Origin of the sequence: Streptomyces sp. NPDC088810 (genome assembly GCF_044750305.1) — a bacterium.
Classification (GTDB): Bacteria; Actinomycetota; Actinomycetes; order Streptomycetales; family Streptomycetaceae; genus Streptomyces.
In genome coordinates this window covers 13,793-32,474 of the sequence record NZ_JBIVJQ010000004.1, presented here as the reverse complement: position 1 = coordinate 32,474, position 18,682 = coordinate 13,793, and the positions used below count along the sequence as shown (strand labels likewise).

General features: G+C 70.7%; 18 protein-coding genes and 1 pseudogene. 10 read left to right on the top strand and 9 right to left on the bottom strand.

Annotated features, from left to right (window positions below):
- Position 1 precedes the first annotated feature (1 nt).
- The 3 genes from ACIP4Y_RS14720 to ACIP4Y_RS14710 all read left to right on the top strand — a co-directional run bounded on the left by ACIP4Y_RS14720 (position 2) and on the right by ACIP4Y_RS14710 (position 3,132).
- Positions 2 to 1,678, top strand: coding sequence for a trypsin-like peptidase domain-containing protein (locus ACIP4Y_RS14720; RefSeq protein ID WP_401392615.1), 1,677 nt, complete (start codon positions 2 to 4; stop codon positions 1,676 to 1,678).
- 84 nt (positions 1,679 to 1,762) lie between these two features.
- Entirely contained in the window at positions 1,763 to 2,215 is a 453-nt protein-coding gene (locus ACIP4Y_RS14715) for a sec-independent translocase (RefSeq protein ID WP_401392612.1), read from the top strand.
- Between the two features lie 251 nt (positions 2,216 to 2,466).
- Positions 2,467 to 3,132, top strand: coding sequence for a hypothetical protein (locus ACIP4Y_RS14710; RefSeq protein WP_401392609.1), 666 nt, complete (start codon positions 2,467 to 2,469; stop codon positions 3,130 to 3,132).
- A gap of 49 nt (positions 3,133 to 3,181) precedes the next feature.
- Here the strand turns inward: ACIP4Y_RS14710 and ACIP4Y_RS14705 are convergent, their stop codons facing one another.
- Entirely contained in the window at positions 3,182 to 5,719 is a 2,538-nt protein-coding gene (locus ACIP4Y_RS14705) for a DUF6185 family protein (protein ID WP_401392607.1), read from the bottom strand.
- 178 nt (positions 5,720 to 5,897) lie between these two features.
- Between ACIP4Y_RS14705 and ACIP4Y_RS14700 the strand changes: the two genes are divergently transcribed.
- Positions 5,898 to 6,299: a hypothetical protein gene (locus ACIP4Y_RS14700; RefSeq protein WP_401392605.1), complete on the top strand. Its 402-nt coding sequence runs from the start codon at positions 5,898 to 5,900 to the stop codon at positions 6,297 to 6,299.
- A gap of 74 nt (positions 6,300 to 6,373) precedes the next feature.
- Here ACIP4Y_RS14700 and ACIP4Y_RS14695 read toward each other — a convergent pair whose 3' ends face one another.
- Genes ACIP4Y_RS14695 through ACIP4Y_RS14685 form a run of 3 tightly spaced genes read right to left on the bottom strand, consistent with a single transcriptional unit; the run spans position 6,374 to position 9,444 of the window.
- Positions 6,374 to 7,507, bottom strand: a complete 1,134-nt coding sequence (locus ACIP4Y_RS14695) for an Mrp/NBP35 family ATP-binding protein (protein ID WP_401392602.1) — start codon at positions 7,505 to 7,507, stop codon at positions 6,374 to 6,376.
- Between the two features lie 43 nt (positions 7,508 to 7,550).
- The gene (locus tag ACIP4Y_RS14690; protein WP_401392599.1) at positions 7,551 to 8,165 is read right to left on the bottom strand and encodes a DUF1003 domain-containing protein; all 615 of its coding nucleotides are present in this window, start codon (positions 8,163 to 8,165) and stop codon (positions 7,551 to 7,553) included.
- A complete protein-coding gene (locus tag ACIP4Y_RS14685) occupies positions 8,155 to 9,444 on the bottom strand; it encodes a magnesium transporter MgtE N-terminal domain-containing protein (RefSeq protein WP_358639052.1) in 1,290 nt (429 codons plus the stop codon). Before ACIP4Y_RS14685 ends, ACIP4Y_RS14690 begins: the two co-directional genes overlap by 11 nt.
- A 207-nt stretch (positions 9,445 to 9,651) precedes the next feature.
- On the opposite strand from ACIP4Y_RS14685, the gene ACIP4Y_RS14680 reads away from it, so the two are divergent.
- Positions 9,652 to 10,395 (top strand): hypothetical protein, encoded by a 744-nt coding sequence (locus ACIP4Y_RS14680; protein ID WP_401392596.1) that lies wholly within the window; start codon positions 9,652 to 9,654, stop codon positions 10,393 to 10,395.
- Between the two features lie 67 nt (positions 10,396 to 10,462).
- Here the strand turns inward: ACIP4Y_RS14680 and ACIP4Y_RS14675 are convergent, their stop codons facing one another.
- On the bottom strand, positions 10,463 to 10,978 hold the full coding sequence (locus ACIP4Y_RS14675) for a hypothetical protein (RefSeq protein WP_358639048.1): 516 nt from the start codon (positions 10,976 to 10,978) through the stop codon (positions 10,463 to 10,465).
- A 33-nt stretch (positions 10,979 to 11,011) separates the two neighbouring features.
- Positions 11,012 to 12,136 (bottom strand): magnesium and cobalt transport protein CorA, encoded by a 1,125-nt coding sequence (locus ACIP4Y_RS14670; protein WP_358639046.1) that lies wholly within the window; start codon positions 12,134 to 12,136, stop codon positions 11,012 to 11,014.
- A 457-nt stretch (positions 12,137 to 12,593) separates the two neighbouring features.
- On the opposite strand from ACIP4Y_RS14670, the gene ACIP4Y_RS14665 reads away from it, so the two are divergent.
- The 4 genes from ACIP4Y_RS14665 to ACIP4Y_RS14650 all read left to right on the top strand — a co-directional run bounded on the left by ACIP4Y_RS14665 (position 12,594) and on the right by ACIP4Y_RS14650 (position 15,770).
- Positions 12,594 to 13,178, top strand: a complete 585-nt coding sequence (locus ACIP4Y_RS14665) for a suppressor of fused domain protein (protein ID WP_401392591.1) — start codon at positions 12,594 to 12,596, stop codon at positions 13,176 to 13,178.
- Between the two features lie 232 nt (positions 13,179 to 13,410).
- Complete coding sequence (locus tag ACIP4Y_RS14660; RefSeq protein WP_358639041.1) at positions 13,411 to 14,052, top strand: DUF6758 family protein; 642 nt, start codon at positions 13,411 to 13,413, stop codon at positions 14,050 to 14,052.
- Between the two features lie 181 nt (positions 14,053 to 14,233).
- Entirely contained in the window at positions 14,234 to 15,091 is an 858-nt protein-coding gene (locus ACIP4Y_RS14655; protein WP_401392588.1) for a PHP domain-containing protein, read from the top strand.
- A 73-nt stretch (positions 15,092 to 15,164) separates the two neighbouring features.
- Positions 15,165 to 15,770, top strand: a complete 606-nt coding sequence (locus ACIP4Y_RS14650) for a MarC family protein (RefSeq protein ID WP_358639037.1) — start codon at positions 15,165 to 15,167, stop codon at positions 15,768 to 15,770.
- A gap of 58 nt (positions 15,771 to 15,828) precedes the next feature.
- Here the strand turns inward: ACIP4Y_RS14650 and ACIP4Y_RS14645 are convergent, their stop codons facing one another.
- The gene (locus tag ACIP4Y_RS14645; RefSeq protein ID WP_018571269.1) at positions 15,829 to 15,981 is read right to left on the bottom strand and encodes a hypothetical protein; all 153 of its coding nucleotides are present in this window, start codon (positions 15,979 to 15,981) and stop codon (positions 15,829 to 15,831) included.
- Positions 15,982 to 16,189: 208 nt separating this feature from the next.
- Between ACIP4Y_RS14645 and ACIP4Y_RS14640 the strand changes: the two genes are divergently transcribed.
- On the top strand, positions 16,190 to 17,095 hold the full coding sequence (locus ACIP4Y_RS14640) for an NYN domain-containing protein (protein ID WP_358639308.1): 906 nt from the start codon (positions 16,190 to 16,192) through the stop codon (positions 17,093 to 17,095).
- A gap of 13 nt (positions 17,096 to 17,108) precedes the next feature.
- Here ACIP4Y_RS14640 and ACIP4Y_RS14635 read toward each other — a convergent pair whose 3' ends face one another.
- Both ACIP4Y_RS14635 and ACIP4Y_RS14630 read right to left on the bottom strand, forming a co-directional pair.
- Positions 17,109 to 17,990 carry an alpha/beta fold hydrolase gene (locus ACIP4Y_RS14635; RefSeq protein WP_401392584.1) on the bottom strand — a complete coding sequence of 294 codons (882 nt, stop codon included), beginning with the start codon at positions 17,988 to 17,990 and terminating at the stop codon, positions 17,109 to 17,111.
- A gap of 153 nt (positions 17,991 to 18,143) precedes the next feature.
- Positions 18,144 to 18,682 (bottom strand): annotated as a pseudogene (locus ACIP4Y_RS14630) (ATP-dependent helicase); the annotation flags it as partial.

Below are 18,682 nucleotides of genomic sequence, written 5' to 3'. Positions count from 1 at the left end.
CATGAACGAGGGGAACCGTGTCCCGCCGGTGGACGGACCGGAGGGAGCGGCGGGGGCGACACCGGCCGACCGGACCGCGGGCACCGAGGGGGCCGTACCGGAGCACACCGGGGCCGACGGCGACTTCGAGCTGGCCAAGCCCGCGCCGGTCCCGCCGGCCGGCACCGACGAGCGTGACGCCGTAGCGGCCGGGGAGACCGCCTGGGTGGCTCCCGCCGAGCGGCCCAGGCCGCTGCACGACCCCGATCCCTACGGCACCCCGCCCTACGGCGAACCCGGCCCCTGGGCCCCGGCGCCGCCGGTCCAGCACCCGGCGGCCGCCCCGGCCCACGGGACGGCCGTCCCCGCACCCACGGGCCCGCCGACGCCCCTGCCCGCGCCCGCCGGCCACGCACCGGGCGTGCCGGCGCCCGCGCCGGGGACCCCGCCCACCGGCCCCGTGCCGCAGACCCCCGACCCCTGGGGCCGCTACGACCCCTGGGCCGCCGGTTCCGCCACGGCACAGGCGCTCGCCCGGGGGCCGTTGCAGCAGACCGGCGTCGGGGTGCTCACGGAGCAGCAGAGCACCCGGCGCGCGAGGCGGATCCTGTTCGTGTGGACCGTGGTCGTCGCCCTGGTCGCCGCGGGTGTCGGCGGAGTCGTCGGCGCCTACGTCGAACGTGACGGCCGCGGCGGCGAGGTACGGCTGCCGCAGGCCGGTAGCGTGCCGGCCGGCCGGGCGCCGGACAGCGTGGCCGGGATCGCCGCCCGCGCCCTGCCCAGCGTGGTGACGCTGCACGTCAGAGGGGCCGACGAGGCGGGCACCGGCACCGGCTTCGTGCTCGACGCCCAAGGGCACATCCTCACCAACAACCACGTGGTCGAGCCCGCCGGGACGGGCGGCGAGATATCGGTGACCTTCAGCAGCGGCGACACCGTCAAGGCCAAGGTCGTCGGCCGGGACAGCGGCTACGACCTCGCCGTCGTCCAGGTGCACGGCGTCCGCGGCCTCACCCCGCTGCCCCTCGGCAACTCCGACGACGTCAAGGTCGGCGACCCCGTCGTCGCCATCGGCGCCCCCTTCGACCTCGCCAACACGGTCACCTCCGGCATCATCAGCGCCAAGGAGCGGCCCATCACGGCCGGCGGCGAGAAGAGCGACGGCAGCGACGTGTCGTACGTCGACGCCCTCCAGACCGACGCCCCGATCAACCCGGGCAACTCCGGCGGTCCGCTGCTCGACTCCCGGGCCCAGGTCATCGGCATCAACTCCGCCATCCGCTCCGCCGGCAGCGGCACCGACTCCGACGGCGGCCAGGCCGGCTCCATCGGCCTCGGCTTCGCCATACCCGTCAACCAGGCCAAGCGGGTCGCCGAGGAACTGATCAACGACGGCCGGGCCACCCACCCGGTGATCGGCGTCACCCTGGACATGGGCTACACCGGCGACGGCGCCCGGATCGACGACAAGAGCGCCGGCGGCGGCCCCGCCGTCCTCAAGGGCGGCCCCGGCGAACGGGCCGGCCTCCGGGCGGGGGACGTCGTCACCGAGGTCGGCGGGGAGCGCGTGCACACCGGCGAGGAGCTGATCGTCAAGATCCGTGCCCACCGGCCCGGCGACCGGCTGCGGCTCACGGTGGAACGCGACGGCACCGCGCGGGAGGTGTCACTGGTACTGGGCGCGTCGGAGCGGAACTGACACAAGTCTCACCTCGGGACGGTACCGGTCGGACAGGAACGCCGGGTACCGTTGAGCGACCGAGGACATCGCAAGGAGCGTCAGGTGTTCAATGACATAGGACCACTGGAGCTGGTGACCATCATCGTGCTCGCCGTGCTCGTCTTCGGTCCGGACAAGCTCCCGAAGGTCATCCAGGACGTGATGCGCACGATCCGGAAGATCCGCGAGTTCTCGGAGAGTGCGAAGCAGGACATCCGCAGCGAACTGGGTCCCGAGTTCAAGGACTTCGAGTTCGAGGACCTCAACCCCAAGACGTTCATCCGCAAGCAGCTGGACAACGACGATCTGGGGCTGAAGGAGATCCGCAACGGCTTCGACCTGAAGAAGGAGATGGCCGAGGTCACGGACGCCGTCCACAGCCGCGACGGCGGCGCGTCCCCGGCGCCGTCCTCGTCCTCCTCCCCGGGTTCCTCCGGCGGTCGCGTCGACATGTCCAAGAAGCCCGAGACCCCGGGCGACGACGACCGCCCGCCCTTCGACGCGGACGCCACGTAAGTCTTTCCCGAGAGCGCTCTTCTCCGCCGACACGCGCACGCGGGCGTACGCCGCGCACGTGACGCGTTTCATAACGCACGCCCGTTGCACACGGCCTGATCAGGCCGTTCGTGCGACCCACGCATCCAGCGCCTGCCCTGCTGCTCTCAGCAGTGTGGATATGCTGCCGAGTTGTTGTGCGGACCGGACGCGTACGCCCGAAGGGGGGCGGGCCACCCCGGTCCGACGAGAGCGAGGAGGCGTCCGGGCAGATGGAGACGACGAGTCGGGTGGGCGCGCAGACGCCGGCCGCGGAGGGCGGACAGCAACTCCCCTCCGCCCGGCGTACGGTCGACGGTTACCTGCGGGCGCCCTTCCCGTGGTACGGCCTCGACGAGGCGTTCACGGGGCCGCGCTGGCTGATGCAGGTCGGCACCGCGGCCGACGGCGCCGTCGAGCACGGTTCGATCGGGCACGGTGACGAGCCCTCGGTCCGCGGCGAGACCGGCTCGGCCGGTGAACCGCGGGAGAAGTTCGCGGTCGTGGTGACCGTCGCCGCGCAGCCGTCCCGGCGCAGTGCCGACGGCACGGGCCTGCTGGAGGCGACCTCGGTGTCCTCGGCGGCCTGGCTGGCCGGCGTCGGGCTGCTCTCGTTCACCTGGCCCGGCCAGATGGACCACAGCCTGCGCGACGACTGGCTGGACCAGCAGACCGAGACGGCATGGGCACTGGCCGACGACCTCGACGGCCCGGAGTGGTCCAGACTGTCCCTTCCCGTGGACGGGGTGGCGGCGTCCTTCCACTACCGGGAGTCCGAGTACGGCTGGGTGCTGGCCGGCACGACCGAGGCAGGGGTGCACCTGGGTGCGTACGGGCGGGGGATGAGCGCGTACGGGCTGGGCTTCGCGGCGATCAAGGACATCACCGCGTACGCCTGACGGGCCAGGCCCGGGTGCGACCGGCTCCCGGGCCCTGCCGACGGTTCGCTCAATGTTTCAGGTTGTTGTAGATCGTCACGACGGCCGCCACCTCGGCCAGGACCCAGGTGATCTGACCGGACAAGCCGCGCATCTGGTAGACGGACAGCATCAGGGCGAAACGGCTGGGCCAGTACTGCTGAGCCTCCTGGAACGTCGCCATGTCCATCCAGATGCTGGTGAGCGCTAGGACCACGAGCAGGAGCGCGGCGTACAGGAGGAGCGGGCGCGGATCGGTGTCCATGACCTTGACGACTGCGGCAGCCAGTACTGTGGGCAACCCGTAGGCAGCGGCGAGGATCCCGGCCCGCGCCTGGCTCCGGCGTCCGGGCAGCAGACGCCACAGCGCCCCGAGTGTGAAGCCGGCGACCGTCCACGCCATCTGATAAAGGATCAGGTTGGCGGCGAACTCCGGTAACCCGGTGGGCGAATCCAGGATTGTCCGCCTCCCATAGGGGTCCTGCGCCTGGTAGTAAAGAAGCAGCGCGGTGGCCGGTGTGCCGAACCAGAATGCCAGGCGCCCTGCGCGAACCGCATTGGACCACCAACGTCCCTCCGGTCCCCAGGCCAGGGCGATGTCCAGCACCGAAATGTGCTCCGGCGGGTGGACTCCTTCACATGCGCTGACCAGCCATTGATGCAGATTGTGCAACTTTTCTTCCACCTGCTCGGAAGTCACTCCGTCGGCATGACCACGATTCAACAGGTGCATCTGATTGTTCGCGTCAATGTATTGACGGGCTTTCTTCAGTAGCTCGTGCCGGTGTTGCTCGGTGCCCAGCCGCACTGTGCGGAAACGCTCACCCATCCGACTTAGCACCGACCGGCGGCGCCCGATGTGCAGAATGCCGTACAGCGCGACCACGTTCATTACCAGCCAGGCTCCGTACAGTCCGCTGGCGCCTGCGAATTTCGCGGCTCGGACTCCGACGAAGAAGGCGAACAAGGAAGTGATCAGCAGGATGTCCGCCTTGTTGGGCGCCAGGGGGAATTGTTCGAATCTGCGGCGGCCCTGGGTCTGGGGCGACCTATTGCGGAAACGCAGCAGAGCGAGCAAGGCCAGTCCTGTCAATACCCAACTGTAGGCGAAAGTCAGTCTCAGGTCGGTGTAGGCGAACCCTTTGAATAGAATGCTCAAAGATTTGTTGTAATCAGTGGGCAGGTTTTGTTCAACGAGCCAGTTGATGCGTGCCCATCGGCGTTTGTTCACCCACCAGGCGCATGCGAACAATGCCATGGTGACGTTGGCCAGCAGGCATCCGACGACGAAGACACACTGGGCGGGGACCCGCTCCCACGCGCCGGCCCAGCGCTTTCGGAGCAATCCTCCTTCCCGCGCGAACCGCCAGGCCCAGGCGACCATCGCGGCCAACCACAACCACACGGTCGCCGTACCCACCAGCGCCAGCCCGATGCGGCCCAAGGGGGTCGTCGTACTCGGATCCAGGTTTCCCGGAAGCCCGAAGACATCGTGGGCCGGGATCACCAGCAGGCCGATGCCCGCGACCGCACACGCGGTGGCCACGACGGCGAGTGCCTGACGGCGTCGGATGTCAGCGCGAAGGGCCGGCTCGTCAGGCGCGTCGTCGGACGCAGTCGGTGACGCGCCGGGGCTCCAGGGGCGGGCGGCGAGAATCAGGCCCAAGCCTGTAGGGATGTAGAGAAGGGCGCCCGACCGGGGCGAGAAATTTTCCCGCGGCACGTACAGGAGCAGTGCCAGGGCCACCCCCGCGCTGAGTCCGGCCCACTCCAACAGGGTGCGCGTCAAGCTCGAGTCACGCCAGGTTTCCGTGTCGGCGCGCTTGGCGCGCATCGCGGCCACAGCCATAAGGATCGAGGCGCACATCCACCACGCGGCGAGGCCCGCCTTGGCCAGACCCGACTGACTGAGCATCGCCGGCAGCCAACGCTGCCAGGGCGGGTCGACCTCCACCTGTACCTCTTCGGGCAGCTTTTTCTGCCACACCACATGGTTCGCGGTGGAGTACGACGCGTGCTCCGCAAGGTCGTTGAAGTCGAGGCCACCCAGATCGACCTCGATCCGCTCCCAACGGATGGTCCGGAGCGTCGGCGGCCACAAATAGATCATCCATGTTCTTACGGTTGGGATGATCTCCCAGGGGCCCACGAGGACGGGATTCTGCGCGGTGATCCAGTTGTATGCGACGTAGTGCACCGTGACCCCGGAGTCGGTCGCTGTCACCTCGGGGTGATGGGGACGCCACTCGCTCCGTGATCCGGGGGCCTCCTCCCCGAGCAGCAAGCATCGCATCGCCAACTGGTACTGCTTGGACTTCTCGCCGAAGGTCAACTCCCTGGCAAGCGGCCACTGCCTCGGCACTTGCACCGTCATGTCGGAAATCAGCCAGGGAACGGAGCGCCTGCGCTGTTCGAGCCGCAGAGTGGCTCTGACGGTGCTGCCCTTGAGGCCGTCCGACACACAGTCGGTACTGGCATCCCGCTGGCTGGCGTGAGCCGTCCCGCCCTCCCACACGCACGCCACCAGCACCAACAGTGACAGCAGCCGCCACCACCGAGCCATCGCCATAGGTCGACACCTCTCCATATCCCTGGCGAATCTAGACAAAGCGGTGGATATGTCATGCACAGACACACGACGGGTCGCTGACACACACCTGCTTGGCTGTGCCGGCGGCATTTGCAGGGGCAGGTTCGGCAGCCGACAATGGAGATCGGTGACCGTCACTCGATTGACGGGAGGACCCATGACCGACACTCCGATGGGCGTCCCGCGGAATTCGCTTCCTCATTTCGAAGAGGCCGAAGCGCTGGGCCCCCAGGACGCGGAGTTCGTCCGGGATCTGGTGGGGGTGCTGGCCAAGCACGGGAATCTGAACCGTTTCGGTCTCTGTCTGCTGCACGACCACTTCCCGCTCGCCGCGGACGAGGTGCTGGTGGAGACGAACGACTCCCGAGCCCGCACCCTGCACGTGCGCGTCGAGAAGGCGGGTCGGACGCGGCACCTCAAGGCGTCGCAGTGGCGGTTCGTGCCGCATGCCGGCCGTGAGCCGGGCACGCAGTCCCCGGGAGTCTCCTGTCAGGAGATCCTGCTGTGCACCACGCTCGACCTCTGCCCGGGGCGCGCGGACGCACGCGACGACCGTTGAGTACGGCGAAGGGGCGCCGTCGGCGAGCGACGGCGCCCCTGTGAAGCCTGAAGTGTGAAGCCTGGAGCCCCCGCTCAGAACTTGTTCTTCGGCGTGATCCCCAGCGACAGCCCCGACAGCCCCCGCTGGCGGCCGCCCAGCTTGCCGGCGATCGCGCGCAGGGCCGAGCCCGCCGGGGAGTCGGGGTCGGTCAGGACGACCGGCTTGCCCTCGTCGCCGCCCTCGCGGAGGCGGACGTCGATCGGGATGTTGCCGAGGACGGGAACGGAAGTGCCCGTGGTGCGGGTCAGGCCGTCGGCGACCAGCTGGCCGCCGCCCGTGCCGAAGACGTCGACCATCTCGCCGCAGTGCGGGCAGGGCAGGCCGGACATGTTCTCGACCACGCCGACGATCTTCTGGTGGGTCTGCACGGCGATCGAGCCCGCGCGCTCGGCCACCTCGGCCGCCGCCTGCTGCGGGGTCGTCACGACGAGGATCTCGGCGTTCGGGACCAGCTGGGCCACGGAGATCGCGATGTCACCGGTGCCGGGCGGGAGGTCCAGGAGCAGGACGTCCAGGTCGCCCCAGTAGACGTCCGCGAGGAACTGCTGGAGCGCGCGGTGCAGCATCGGGCCGCGCCACACGACCGGCGCGTTGCCCGGGGTGAACATGCCGATGGAGATGACCTTCACGCCGTTCGCGGACGGCGGCATGATCATGTTCTCGACCTGGGTGGGCCGGCCGTCGGCACCCAGCATGCGCGGCACGCTGTGGCCGTAGATGTCGGCGTCCACGACACCGACCTTCAGGCCGTCGGCGGCCATGGCCGCCGCCAGGTTCACCGTCACCGAGGACTTGCCGACGCCGCCCTTGCCGGACGCGACCGCGTAGACCCGGGTGAGGTTGCCCGGCTTGGCGAAGGGGACCTCGCGCTCGGCCTGGCCGCCGCGCAGGGCCGCCGCCAGCTCCTTGCGCTGCTCGTCGCTCATCACGTCCAGGGTGACGTCGACGCGGGTGACGCCCTCGACCCGGGAGACCGCCTCGGTGACGCGCTGCGTGATGGTGTCACGCATCGGGCAGCCGGACACCGTCAGATACACGGTGACCGCGACCGCTCCGTCCGCGCCGATCTCCACCGATTTGACCATCCCGAGCTCGGTGATCGGGCGGTTGATCTCGGGGTCGTTCACCGTCGCCAGTGCCTCGCGCACCGCGTCTTCCGTAGCCATAAGGACGATGGTACGGCGCGCCGAGGGACCTGAGGGATGCCCCTCAGCGGTCGTCTGTGTCACGTCCGGGCGGGCGTTCTGCCCGTTCCGCCGGGAATACGACGTGACCGGGGTGCCCGTCGTGCCGGCGGCGGTCCTCCAGTTCCTTCATCAGGTCCTGGAGTTCCGAGCGGATCCAGTCCCGGGTGGCGACCTCGCCCAGGCCCGTGCGCAGCGCGGCGACCTCCCGGGTCAGGTACTCGGTGTCGGCGATGGACCGCTCGTTCTGCTTGCGGTCCTGCTCCAGGTTGACCCGGTCGCGGTCGTCCTGCCGGTTCTGCGCGAGCAGGATCAGCGGGGCCGCGTAGGACGCCTGCAGCGACAGCATCAGGGTGAGGAAGATGAACGGGTACTCGTCGAAGCGCAGATGGCGGGGCGCCGCGATGTTCCACACCACCCACACGATGATGACGACCGTCATCCACACGATGAAGCGTCCGGTTCCCAGGAACCGGGCGATCTTCTCCGACAGCCGGCCGAAGGCCTCCGGGTCCCACTCGGGCAGGAACCGGCGGCGCGGCGGGCGCGGCTGGTCGAGCCGGGCGACCCGGGGCCGTCCGGCGGCCGTGGCGCCCGCCGGGTGGCGCTCGCGGGTCGCGGTCTCGCGCTCAGGAGCCATGTGCGGGCGCCTCCTCTCCCTCGTCCAGGTGGAACTCGGTCTCCCGCCAGTCCTCGGGCAGCATGTGGTCCAGTACGTCGTCCACGGTCACCGCGCCGAGCAGTGATCCGGACTCGTCCACGACGGGCGCCGCCACCATGTCGTACGTGGCGAAGAACCCGGCGACGACCGGCAGCGCGGCGTCCGGGTCCAGCGGCTGCAGATCGTCGTCCACGAGCGAGCTGACCAGGGTGTACGGCGGGTCCCGCAGCAGCCGCTGGAAGTGCACGGTGCCCAGGTACTTGCCGGTCGGGGTCTCGTCGGGCGGGCGGCAGACGTAGACCTGGGCGGCGAGGGCGGGGGACAGGTCCGGGTTGCGGACGCGGGCGAGCGCGTCGGCGACGGTGGCGTCCGGCCGCAGCACGATCGGCTCCGTCGTCATCAGACCGCCGGCCGTGTGCTCCTCGTACGACATCAGACGGCGCATGTCGGCCGCGTCGGCGGGCTGCATCAGGCTCAGCAGCCGCTCCTTGTCCTCCTCGGGCAGTTCGGAGAGCAGGTCGGCCGCGTCGTCCGGGTCCATCGCCTCCAGCACGTCCGCCGCGCGCTCCTCCTTCAGCTTGCCGAGGATCTCGATCTGGTCGTCCTCCGGCAGCTCCTCCAGGACGTCGGCGAGCCGGTCGTCGTCCAGGGCGGCGGCGACCTCGGCCCGCCGTTTCGGGGACAGGTGGTGCAGCACGTTGGCGAGGTCGGCGGGGCGCAGCTGCTCGAAGGTGGCGAGCAGGCTCTCGGCGCCCTGCCCGTGCTCCTCCAGCGAGAACCCGGTGACGGCCGACCACTCGGCGGTCAGCGTCTCGCCCTTCGCCCGCCGGAAGGCGCCGCCCTTGCGGCCCTTGCGCAGGAAGACCCGGTCGACCTCCCAGTCGCGGCGGGCGGGCAGCTGCTGCACGGACATGTCGAGGACGGTGACCTCCTCGCCGGTCTCCACCAGGGTCACCCGCCGGTCCAGCAGCTCGCCGAAGACGAGCCGCTCGGTGGGCCGCTGCTCGAAGCGCCGGACGTTGACCACGCCGGTGGTGATGACCTGGCCGGACTCGATGCCCGTGATCCGGGTCATGGGCAGGAAGATACGGCGCCTGGTGGACAGTTCGACCACCAGCCCGAGAACGCGCGGGGGCCGTCGCCGGACGCGCAGCATGACGACCATGTCGCGTACGCGGCCCACCTGGTCGCCGGTCGGATCGAAGACGGGAACCCCGGCGAGGTGCGAGACGAAGATCCGGGGGGCGCCGGCTGCCATGGCTCTGCTTCCTTTGCCTGGGAGACGCTGGGAACTGCGATGTGTGGAATGTGCTCGGATTTGCCCGCTCGGGTGCGCTTCAGGCTAGCCCGTACCGGTCGGATACGCCCTGGTGGGGGGTCCGGACGGACTGGCTCCGCCGGGTGGGCGGGGCACCGGTACGCTGCGGTACGCCGCTCAGGAACCGTCAGAAAGGCGACCCCACCTGTGACTGCGATTCCCCAGGGCCGTACCCGCCGGTCCGTGCTGGTGACCGCGAGCTGCGCACTGGCCGTGACGGGAGCGATGGTGCTGTCGGGGTGCGGCGGCGACGATCCGGACGCGGGGACCAACGGGGTGGGCAAGCTGCCCGCGGCGAAGATCCAGGCGAAGACGCGGGCCGCGGCGGACGCGGCGCCCGCCGTCCGGCTGTCCGGGACCGTGGTCACCAGCGGCCGTACGTACCGCCTCGACATGCAGCTCAAGGCCGACGGCGGCACCGGCTCGGTGACCTCGCAGGGGGCCACCTTCAAGCTGCTGCGGGTCGGGCGGGAGCTGTACCTCAAGGCGGACGCGGACTTCTGGAGCCACGCCGACGGCAGCGACGGCACCCCGGGCAAGCTGGACGGCAAGTACGTGAAGGTCCCGCAGCGCGATCCCGCGTACAAGAAGTTCAGCGGCTTCACGGACAAGGACGTCCTCCTCGACGGTCTGCTGACACTGCACGGCGCGCTGGCGACGGACGGCCACCACGCCGATCAGTCGGGTACCCGCACGATCCGCATCACCGGCGACAACGGCGCCGGCGGCACCCTGGACGTGTCCCTCCAGGGCACGCCCTATCCCCTCCGCCTGGTCCGCGCCGGCGACGCGGGGACGCTCCGCTTCTCCGACTGGGGCAAGAACTTCACCGTCGAGGAACCGGCCAAGTCGGAGACGGTGGACTACGGCAGGCAGTTGCCGACGTCGTAGGACGGCCGCCGGGGCGTGCGGCCGGTCCGGCACCGCCGGGCCGCGCCGGCGCGCAGGCCGCCGCCGCTCACTTCCTCTTGCGGCGCTTGAGCAGGAGCTTCGGCAGGCCAGCCGGGACGGGTCTGCGGGTGGTGGCCGGGGTCGGGACGGGACGTTCGGCCAGGTCGCCGGAGGGCAGCGGGGCCACGGAACCCGCCGGCACCAGGCGCAGCACCCGGCACTCGCGGGCCCAGCGGGCCGGCATCTCCTCGCCGTCGGGGGCGTTCAGCCGCTTGCCCTTCAGCTCGGCGACGGCCGCCTCCCACTCCGCGGAGCCGGACGCCGGCTCGGTCACGGTCACCGGGAAGGTCACCAGCCGGCCGCCCTTGTCCTTGCTGCGCACGCTCACCTCGGCGGAGCCGCCGTCGGTCAGCCCCTCCAGCGGCTGCTCACCGGGACCGCCGCCGACCACGCACAGCGCGCCGTCGTGCCACACGTGCCACAGCGCACGCGCGGCCGGGGCACCGGCGCCCCTGACCCAGATCAGGCCGGACTTCTTCGAGGCCTCCTCGATGAGGGCCCGGTCGAGCAGCTCGCTTGTCATGCGCCCCAGCCTAACCAGGCCGTACCGGCCCGCTCACAGCCAGCCGTTGCGCTTGAGCGTGCGGTGGATGCCCAGACAGAGGGCGACCGTGATGCCCATGATCACCGGGTAGCCGTACTTCCAGTGCAGCTCGGGCATGTACTTGAAGTTCATCCCGTACACCCCGCACACCATGGTCGGTACGGCGATGATCGCGGCCCAGGCGGTGATCTTGCGCATGTCCTCGTTCTGCGCGACGGACGCCTGCGCGAGGTTGGCCTGGAGGATGGAGTTGAGCAGTTCGTCGAAGCCCAGCACCTGCTCCTGGACCCGGGCGAGGTGGTCGGCGACGTCCCGGAAGTACTTCTGGATGTCGGGGTCGATCAGCCGCATCGGCCGCTCGCTCAGCAGCTGCATGGGCCGCAGCAGCGGCGCCACCGCCCGCTTGAACTCCAGCACCTCGCGCTTGAGTTGGTAGATCCGAGCCGAGTCCACACCGCGCGAGACCCCGCCCTTGCGGCCGGGCGAGAAGACCTCGGTCTCCACCTCGTCGATGTCGTCCTGCACGGCGTCGGCGACCGCGATGTAGCCGTCCACGACGTGGTCCGCGATGGCGTGCAGCACGGCCGAGGGGCCCTTGGCAAGCAGCTCCGGGTCGTCCTGGAGGCGGTGGCGCAGGGCGCGCAGCGAGCCCTGGCCGCCGTGCCGGACGGTGATGAAGAAGTCCCGGCCGGTGAAGCACATGACCTCGCCGGTCTCCACGACCTCGCTGTTGGCGGTGAGCCGGTCGTGCTCGACGTAGTGGATGGTCTTGAAGACGGTGAACAGCGAGTCGTCGTACCGCTCCAGCTTGGGCCGCTGGTGGGCCTGCACCGCGTCCTCGACGGCCAGCGGGTGCAGCCCGAACTCGCTGGCGATACCGGCGAATTCGTCCTCGGTGGGCTCGTGCAGCCCGATCCAGACGAAGCCGCCGTCGCGGCGCACCAGCCGCATCGCCTCCTGCGGGGTGAGCGGGCCCGTGCTCTGCACGCGGGCGCCGTCGCGGTAGACGGCGCAGTCGACGACGGCCGAGGAGGTGCCGGGGGCGCGCGTGGTGTCGTACGAGGGGCTCGTGTCCTTGCGCAGCGAGACGCGGGAGGACGGGCGGACCACGGCGCGCAGGTCGCGGATCATCGACATGGGCAGGCTCCTTCGCAGGCGGGCAGCGAGGGCGCGCGGCAACGGGTGGAACTACCCGGAATGGGGACGTCCTGACTGTGCATGTTTGGCACGTCCACAAAGCGGGGAGCACCGCACCGTCGCGGTGGCGACTTCGCTGCTGATGCAGAACTGATTCAGATCAGACAGATCAGGCAAAGCGAGACGAAGTGCTCTTCCGAACGACGAAGCGCAAAGGAAGGCGGCGGCCAGCCGGGAACTACATCAGCAGCCGGAAGAGCGAGTGGTACTGCACGGTCGACTTCGATCCATGACAGCCCCACCTCCTCCGGCCGGTCCCTCGTAAGGGAGTCTCGTCGGCGTCGGGACCCGATAGCCACGCTTGGCGTGCTGCCCCGAACCACCGGCTCAGAGTACCAGCCGCCCGTACTGTCAAGGCGCCGCTTTGCCCGCTGCTGACGAGTTCTATGCTCGGCGCATGGCAGATGTTCTTCCTCTGGTCGAGGCCCGGTTGACCACCGCGCTGGGCGAACCGGACGCCCGGGCCGCGGTCACCTTCCTCGGCACGGACCGTATCGAGGTGCTCCGCTTCCAGGAGGGGGACGTCGTCCGGTACGCCACCCTGGGCATGTCCCAGCACCCCATGACGGATCCCGCGGCGATCCTCGCCGACCCGGTCAAGGGCCCCCGCGCCGAACTGGTCCTGTCCGTCCGCGCGGGCCTCGCCGACACCGACAAGGTGCTCCGCCCGCTCGCCGTGCTGGCCGCGACGCCGCAGGTGGAGGGGCTGGTGGTGACCCCGGGTGCCTCGCTCGACGTGGGCGAGCCGCTGTGGCCCGGCGCCCCCTTCACCTCCGTCCTGGTGGGCGAGCCCGGCGGGCTGGTGGAGGACCTGGAGCTGGACGCCCCGATGGACCCCGTACGGTTCCTGCCGCTGCTGCCGATGACCCCGAACGAGGCCGCCTGGAAGCGGGTGCACGGCGCCCAGGCCCTCCAGGAGCGCTGGCTCGCCGGCGGGACGGACCTGAGGGACCCCGCCCGCAGATCCGTCCCGCTGGACTGACGCGCAGCCCGCAGCGGGGTGACCGAACTCACCAACACAAGGCCGGATCCGGTCAGTTGGCGAAGCCGTCGACCCCGTCCTCGAGAGCGGGGGAGAGCGTCGGGGCCTTGCGCCGGACGACGCTGTTCCGCCCTTGCAGGTTAGCTCGGCTAATTAATGTAAGTTGCAGCGACCTTGCCGGACGGGTGATCGTCCTTGACGTGGGCGGGCCGGGGTAGGACCGTGGAGCCCTATGAGGGGCGAACCCAGTTGCCCGAGGTGCGGTGGCCGGGTCAGGGCTCCCGGCCTCTTCGCCGATGCGTGGCAGTGCGACGTGCATGGCCCGGTGTATCCGCTGCAGCCCGTGATCCCGCCCAGCGTCGAGGCGCTCAACGTCGTGGTGCACCGCACCCAGGTGCCGGTGTGGATGCCGTGGCCGCTGCCGGTCGGCTGGCTGTTCACGGGTGTGGCGTACGCCGGCGACGACCGCAGCGGCGGCCGGGCGACCGCGGTGGCCTGCTCGGGCCCCGGCCCGCTAGGCGGCCCGGGCGAGATGATCCTGATCGCCGAGGAGCTGGGCGTCGGCCTCGGCGCGCACTACGCCGGCATCGACGGCCCCGATCCCGGGTCGTACATGAACGTCGAGAAGCCGCCGCAGGCCAAGGTGCTCGCCGCGGGCCGCCCGACACCCCTCTGGCACGTCTACCGCACCCCCGACGACCGTGCCGTCTTCGCCGGCGAGGCGCTCGGGATGTGGCTGTGGGCGGTGATGTGGCCCGAGCAGTCGGGTCTGCTCATGTACGACGAGCTGGTGCTGACCGATCTGCGGGACGCGGGGGCGGAGATAGATCTGGTGCCCTGCGGAGCGTTGTCGCCGCGCTTGCTCCGGCCGTAGCGCCCACCGGGGTGGGGTGCGCTGTGCGAGGGCGGCTGCGGGTCGTTCGTGGTTGCTCGCGCAGTTCCTCGCGCCCCTTCATGGTGTAGGGGGTGCTTTGCGGTTGCGGGTGTGACAGGCGGGCCGGAAAACACCGCTATCCTTAGGTGTCCCCTTCCTTCCGCCATCGCCTGGAGTTCGCGTGCGTATCGACCTGCACTGTCACTCCACGGCGTCCGACGGGACGGACACCCCTGCCGAGCTGGTGCGGAAGGCCTCCGCTGCGGGACTGGACGTGGTCGCGCTGACCGACCACGACACCACCCGCGGGTACGGCGAAGCGGTCGCCGCGTTGCCCGAGGGGCTGACGCTGGTCACCGGCGCCGAGCTGTCCTGCCGGATCGACGGTGTCTCGATGCACCTGCTGGCCTACCTCTTCGACCCCGAGGAGCCGGCCCTGCTCGCCGAGCGCGAGCTGGTCCGCGACGACCGGGTGCCGCGGGCCAAGGGCATGGTCACCAAGCTGAACGAGCTGGGCGTGCCGGTCACCTGGGAGCAGGTCGAGCGGATCGCCGCCGGCGGCTCGGTGGGGCGCCCGCACGTGGCCTCGGCACTGGTCGAGCTGGGTGTCGTACCGACGGTGAGCGACGCGTTCACCGAGGAGTGGCTGGCCGACGGCGGGCGGGCCTTCGTGGAGAAGCACGAGACCGACCCCTTCGAGGCGGTCCGGCTGGTCAAGGCCGCGGGCGGGGTCTGCGTGTTCGCGCACCCGGCCGCCGCCAAACGGGGCCGTACCGTGCCGGAGTACCGGATCGCGGAGCTGGCCGAAGCCGGGCTGGACGGCATCGAGGTCGACCACATGGACCACGACGCCGACGCCCGGGACCGGCTGCGGGGCCTGGCGAAGGAACTGGGGCTGCTGGTCACGGGCTCGTCGGACTACCACGGCAGCCGCAAGACCGTGGCGCTGGGCGCGTACACGACCGACCCCGAGGTGTACGGGGAGATCACCCGGCGGGCGACGGGCGCGTTCCCGGTGCCGGGCACCGGCGGAGCCTGAGGCCCCCAGGGGCCGGCCCGCCACACCACCTCACGCCCGTACTTCCTCTTCCTGCAAGGCCTGTACTTCCCCCATGTTCGACATCGCCGTCTTCGGCTCCCTGTTCCTGACCCTCTTCGTCATCATGGATCCCCCCGGGATCACCCCGATCTTCCTCGCCCTGACCGCCGGCCGGCCGGCCAAGGTGCAGAAGCGGATGGCCTTCCAGGCCGTCTGCGTGGCGGGCGGGGTCATCGCCGTCTTCGGCGTCCTGGGCCACCAGATCCTGAACTACCTGCACGTGTCCGTGCCCGCGCTGATGATCGCGGGCGGGCTGCTGCTCCTGCTGATCGCGCTGGACCTGCTCACCGGCAAGACCGACGAGCCGAAGCAGACCAAGGACGTCAACGTGGCGCTCGTACCACTGGGCATGCCGCTGCTCGCGGGCCCCGGTGCGATCGTGTCCGTGATCCTGGCCGTGCAGAAGGCCGACAGCGTGTCCATGCAGCTCTCCGTGTGGTCCGCGATCCTCGCGATCCACGTGGTGCTGTGGCTGGTGATGCGTTACTCGCTGCTGATCATCCGGGTCATCAAGGACGGCGGTGTCGTCCTGGTGACGCGGCTCGCGGGCATGATGCTCTCCGCGATCGCGGTGCAGCAGATCATCAACGGGGTCACTCAGGTGATCCGGGGGAGCTGAGCCGTCGTCGGCTCGGCTCCCCCGGAAAGCTCGAGTGGCTGAGAAGCCCGTGTGCGGGTTACGAGGCCGGAGTGTCGGCCGGGCGGATCCACAGGCGCTGTCCGATGGCGGCGGCCTGCTGAACGATCCGGTTGACGGAGGCGGCGTCCACGACGGTGCTGTCCACGGTGGTGCCGTCGACCTCGTCGAGTCGCATGATTTCGAAGCGCATGGGCTTCTCCCTTCGTCTGGTCATCCTCCTGCGGAGAACTACTTGATGTGACGTCCGGTGTATCCAGCGTCGTACGTAGTCAACGCCATGCGTGTTACAAACATTCCCTACGCTAAAGAAATTTTTCGAACAACTAATTACTGACCGGTAAGCCGCAGCCGAGGAACCCACCGGGACCGGTTGTGTTCGCAGTGTGACCACCGGGACAATGAGGGCGATGAACGACGACCTGGCCGCCCTGGGCGCCCGTATCGAGCGCACGAACGAGCTGCTGGAACGCATGCTCGCCGAGGTGGCGAAGACGCCCTCGACCCACGCGATCTTCGTCGACGCGGGCTATCTGTATGCAGCCGCCGGCCGACTCGTCGCCGGGACCGAGGACCGCCGCACCTTCGACATCGACGCCGAGGGCCTGATCGACGCGCTCATCGACAAGGCCCGCCAGATCTTCGCGGACAGCCGGCTGCTGCGCGTGTACTGGTACGACGGCGCCCGCCGCCGCATCCACACCGCCGAGCAGCAGTCCATCGCCGAACTGCCCGACGTCAAGGTCCGCCTCGGCAACCTCAACGCCAACAACCAGCAGAAGGGCGTCGACTCGCTGATCCGGACCGACCTGGAGTCACTGGCCCGGCACCGCGCGATCAGCGACGCGGCGCTCCTCGGCGGCGACGAGGACCTGGTCTCGGCGGTCGAGGCGGCCCAGGGCTACGGCGCCCGCGTCCACCTCTGGGGCATCGAGGCGCCCGAGGGCCGCAACCAGGCCGAGCCGCTGCTCTGGGAGGTCGACAGCCAGCGCACCTTCGACCTGGAGTTCTTCAAGCCGTACGTCTCCCGGCGCACCGCCGCCGCGTACGAGGCCGCCGGCGGCGCCCGCCCCACCCGCGAGGACGTCCGCTTCGTCGGCGCCCAGATCGCGGCCCGGTGGCTCTCCTCCCGGGGCCGCGAAGCGCTGGTCGAGCTGTTCCCGGGCCACCCCTACCTGCCCGGCTCCGTCGACCAGGACCTGCTGGTCGAGGCCGAGGAGCTGCTCCAGTACTCCCTGCGCGGCCAGGCGGACCTGCGGCGGGCGCTCCGGGACGGCTTCTGGGAGCATCTGCACGCGCAGTTCTAGCCCGGCCCGGACGCTATGACCCGGCCGCCGTGCCGTCCCAGAAGTCGGCGAGCGCGCGGGCCGTCTCCAGGGGTCGGTCGGTGTTCGGGGAGTGCTCGGCGCCCTCGATGACCGTCCGGCGCGCCCTCAGCCGTACCGCCATGGCGTCGAGCAGCGGCAGCGGCCAGGTGTCGTCCCGCGCACCCGACAGCACGTGGAACGGCAGCGGAACGGCCGCCAGTTCGGCGACCCGGTCCGGTTCCGTGCACAACTGGAGCCCGGTGGCGAGGAGTTGGGCGGGCTTGGTGCCCAGCCAGCGGCGCCGCAGGTCGTTGCGGTCGTCCAGCCCGGCGTCGAGCGCGGGCGTGTCCGTCTCCTCAGGCGGCTCCATCGCCTGGATCGTCTCCCACACCTCCGCCATGCTCAGCACCGCGAGCGCGTCCCGGAGCAGCTTCACGCGCTCCTGCTGGGGCGTCGAGATCTGCGCCGGGCCGGAGGCCATCAGGGTGAACGACAGGAACGGGGTGTGGTCCAGCAGTACGGCGGCGCGCGCGATTTGGCCGCCGAGGGAGTGCCCCAGCAGGTGCACCGGGCCGCCGATCGCCGCCGCCTGCGCCAGCACGTCCCGCGCCAACTCCTCCTGCGCGTAGGCCGACTCGTCCGTCGCGGGTCCGTCCGACTCGAACTGGCCCCGCCCGTCCACGGCGACGGTCCGGTACCCGCGCTCGGCCAGCGGCACGTGCAGCGGGTTGAAGTCCTCCTTGCTGCCGGTGAATCCCGGCAGCAGCAGCACCACGCCCTTGGGTGCCACCCCGGCGGCCACGGGGGCGTCGACCACGGCGAACTCCCCCCGAGCCGTGCGCAGCGCGTACGCGCGCGCACCGGGAGGGGGAACGAAGGTGGCGGGCCTGCTCATGGGGAGAGGCTATCGGGCCGGGTCGAGCTGCGCTTTGAGGGGTCGGGAGGGGGGCGTGGTGGCGGTGCGGGGTGAAACGCCGACGGCCGGGTCCACTTGCGTGGACCCGGCCGTCGGACCGGTTGTCGTCACCGCCGTGCGGGCGGCGCCGGGTCAGGCCTCGGGGGCCTCCACGGCCGCGACCGCCTTGCGGGTCCGGCGCGGCTTGGGCGCCGCCTCGGCCTCGGCGGTCTCCGGTGCCGTCGCGGCGGTCTTGCGCGTCCGGCGCGGCTTGACCGCCGGCTCCTCGGTGGCCTGCGCCGGAATCTCCGGAGCAGCCGCCTCGGCAACGGCCTTACGGGTCCGTCGCGCCTTCGGAGCGGCGACCGCTTCCCCGTCGACCGCGTCCACGGCGGCGGTTGCCGTCTTCCGGGTACGGCGCGGCTTGGCCTCGGCCTCGGGTGCCTCCGGCGCGGCTGCGGCGGTCTTGCGGGTGCGGCGCGGCTTGGTTTCCGTGCCTTCCGCGGTGTCCACGGCGGTCTCGGCGGCGGCCGCGGTCTTGCGGGTGCGGCGCGGCTTGGGCTCGGCTTCCGCTTCGGTGACCTCCGCTGCCGGTGCGGCTGCGGCGGTCTTGCGGGTGCGGCGCGGCTTGGTTTCCGTGCCTTCCGCGGTGTCCACGGCGGTCTCGGCGGCGGCCGCGGTCTTGCGGGTGC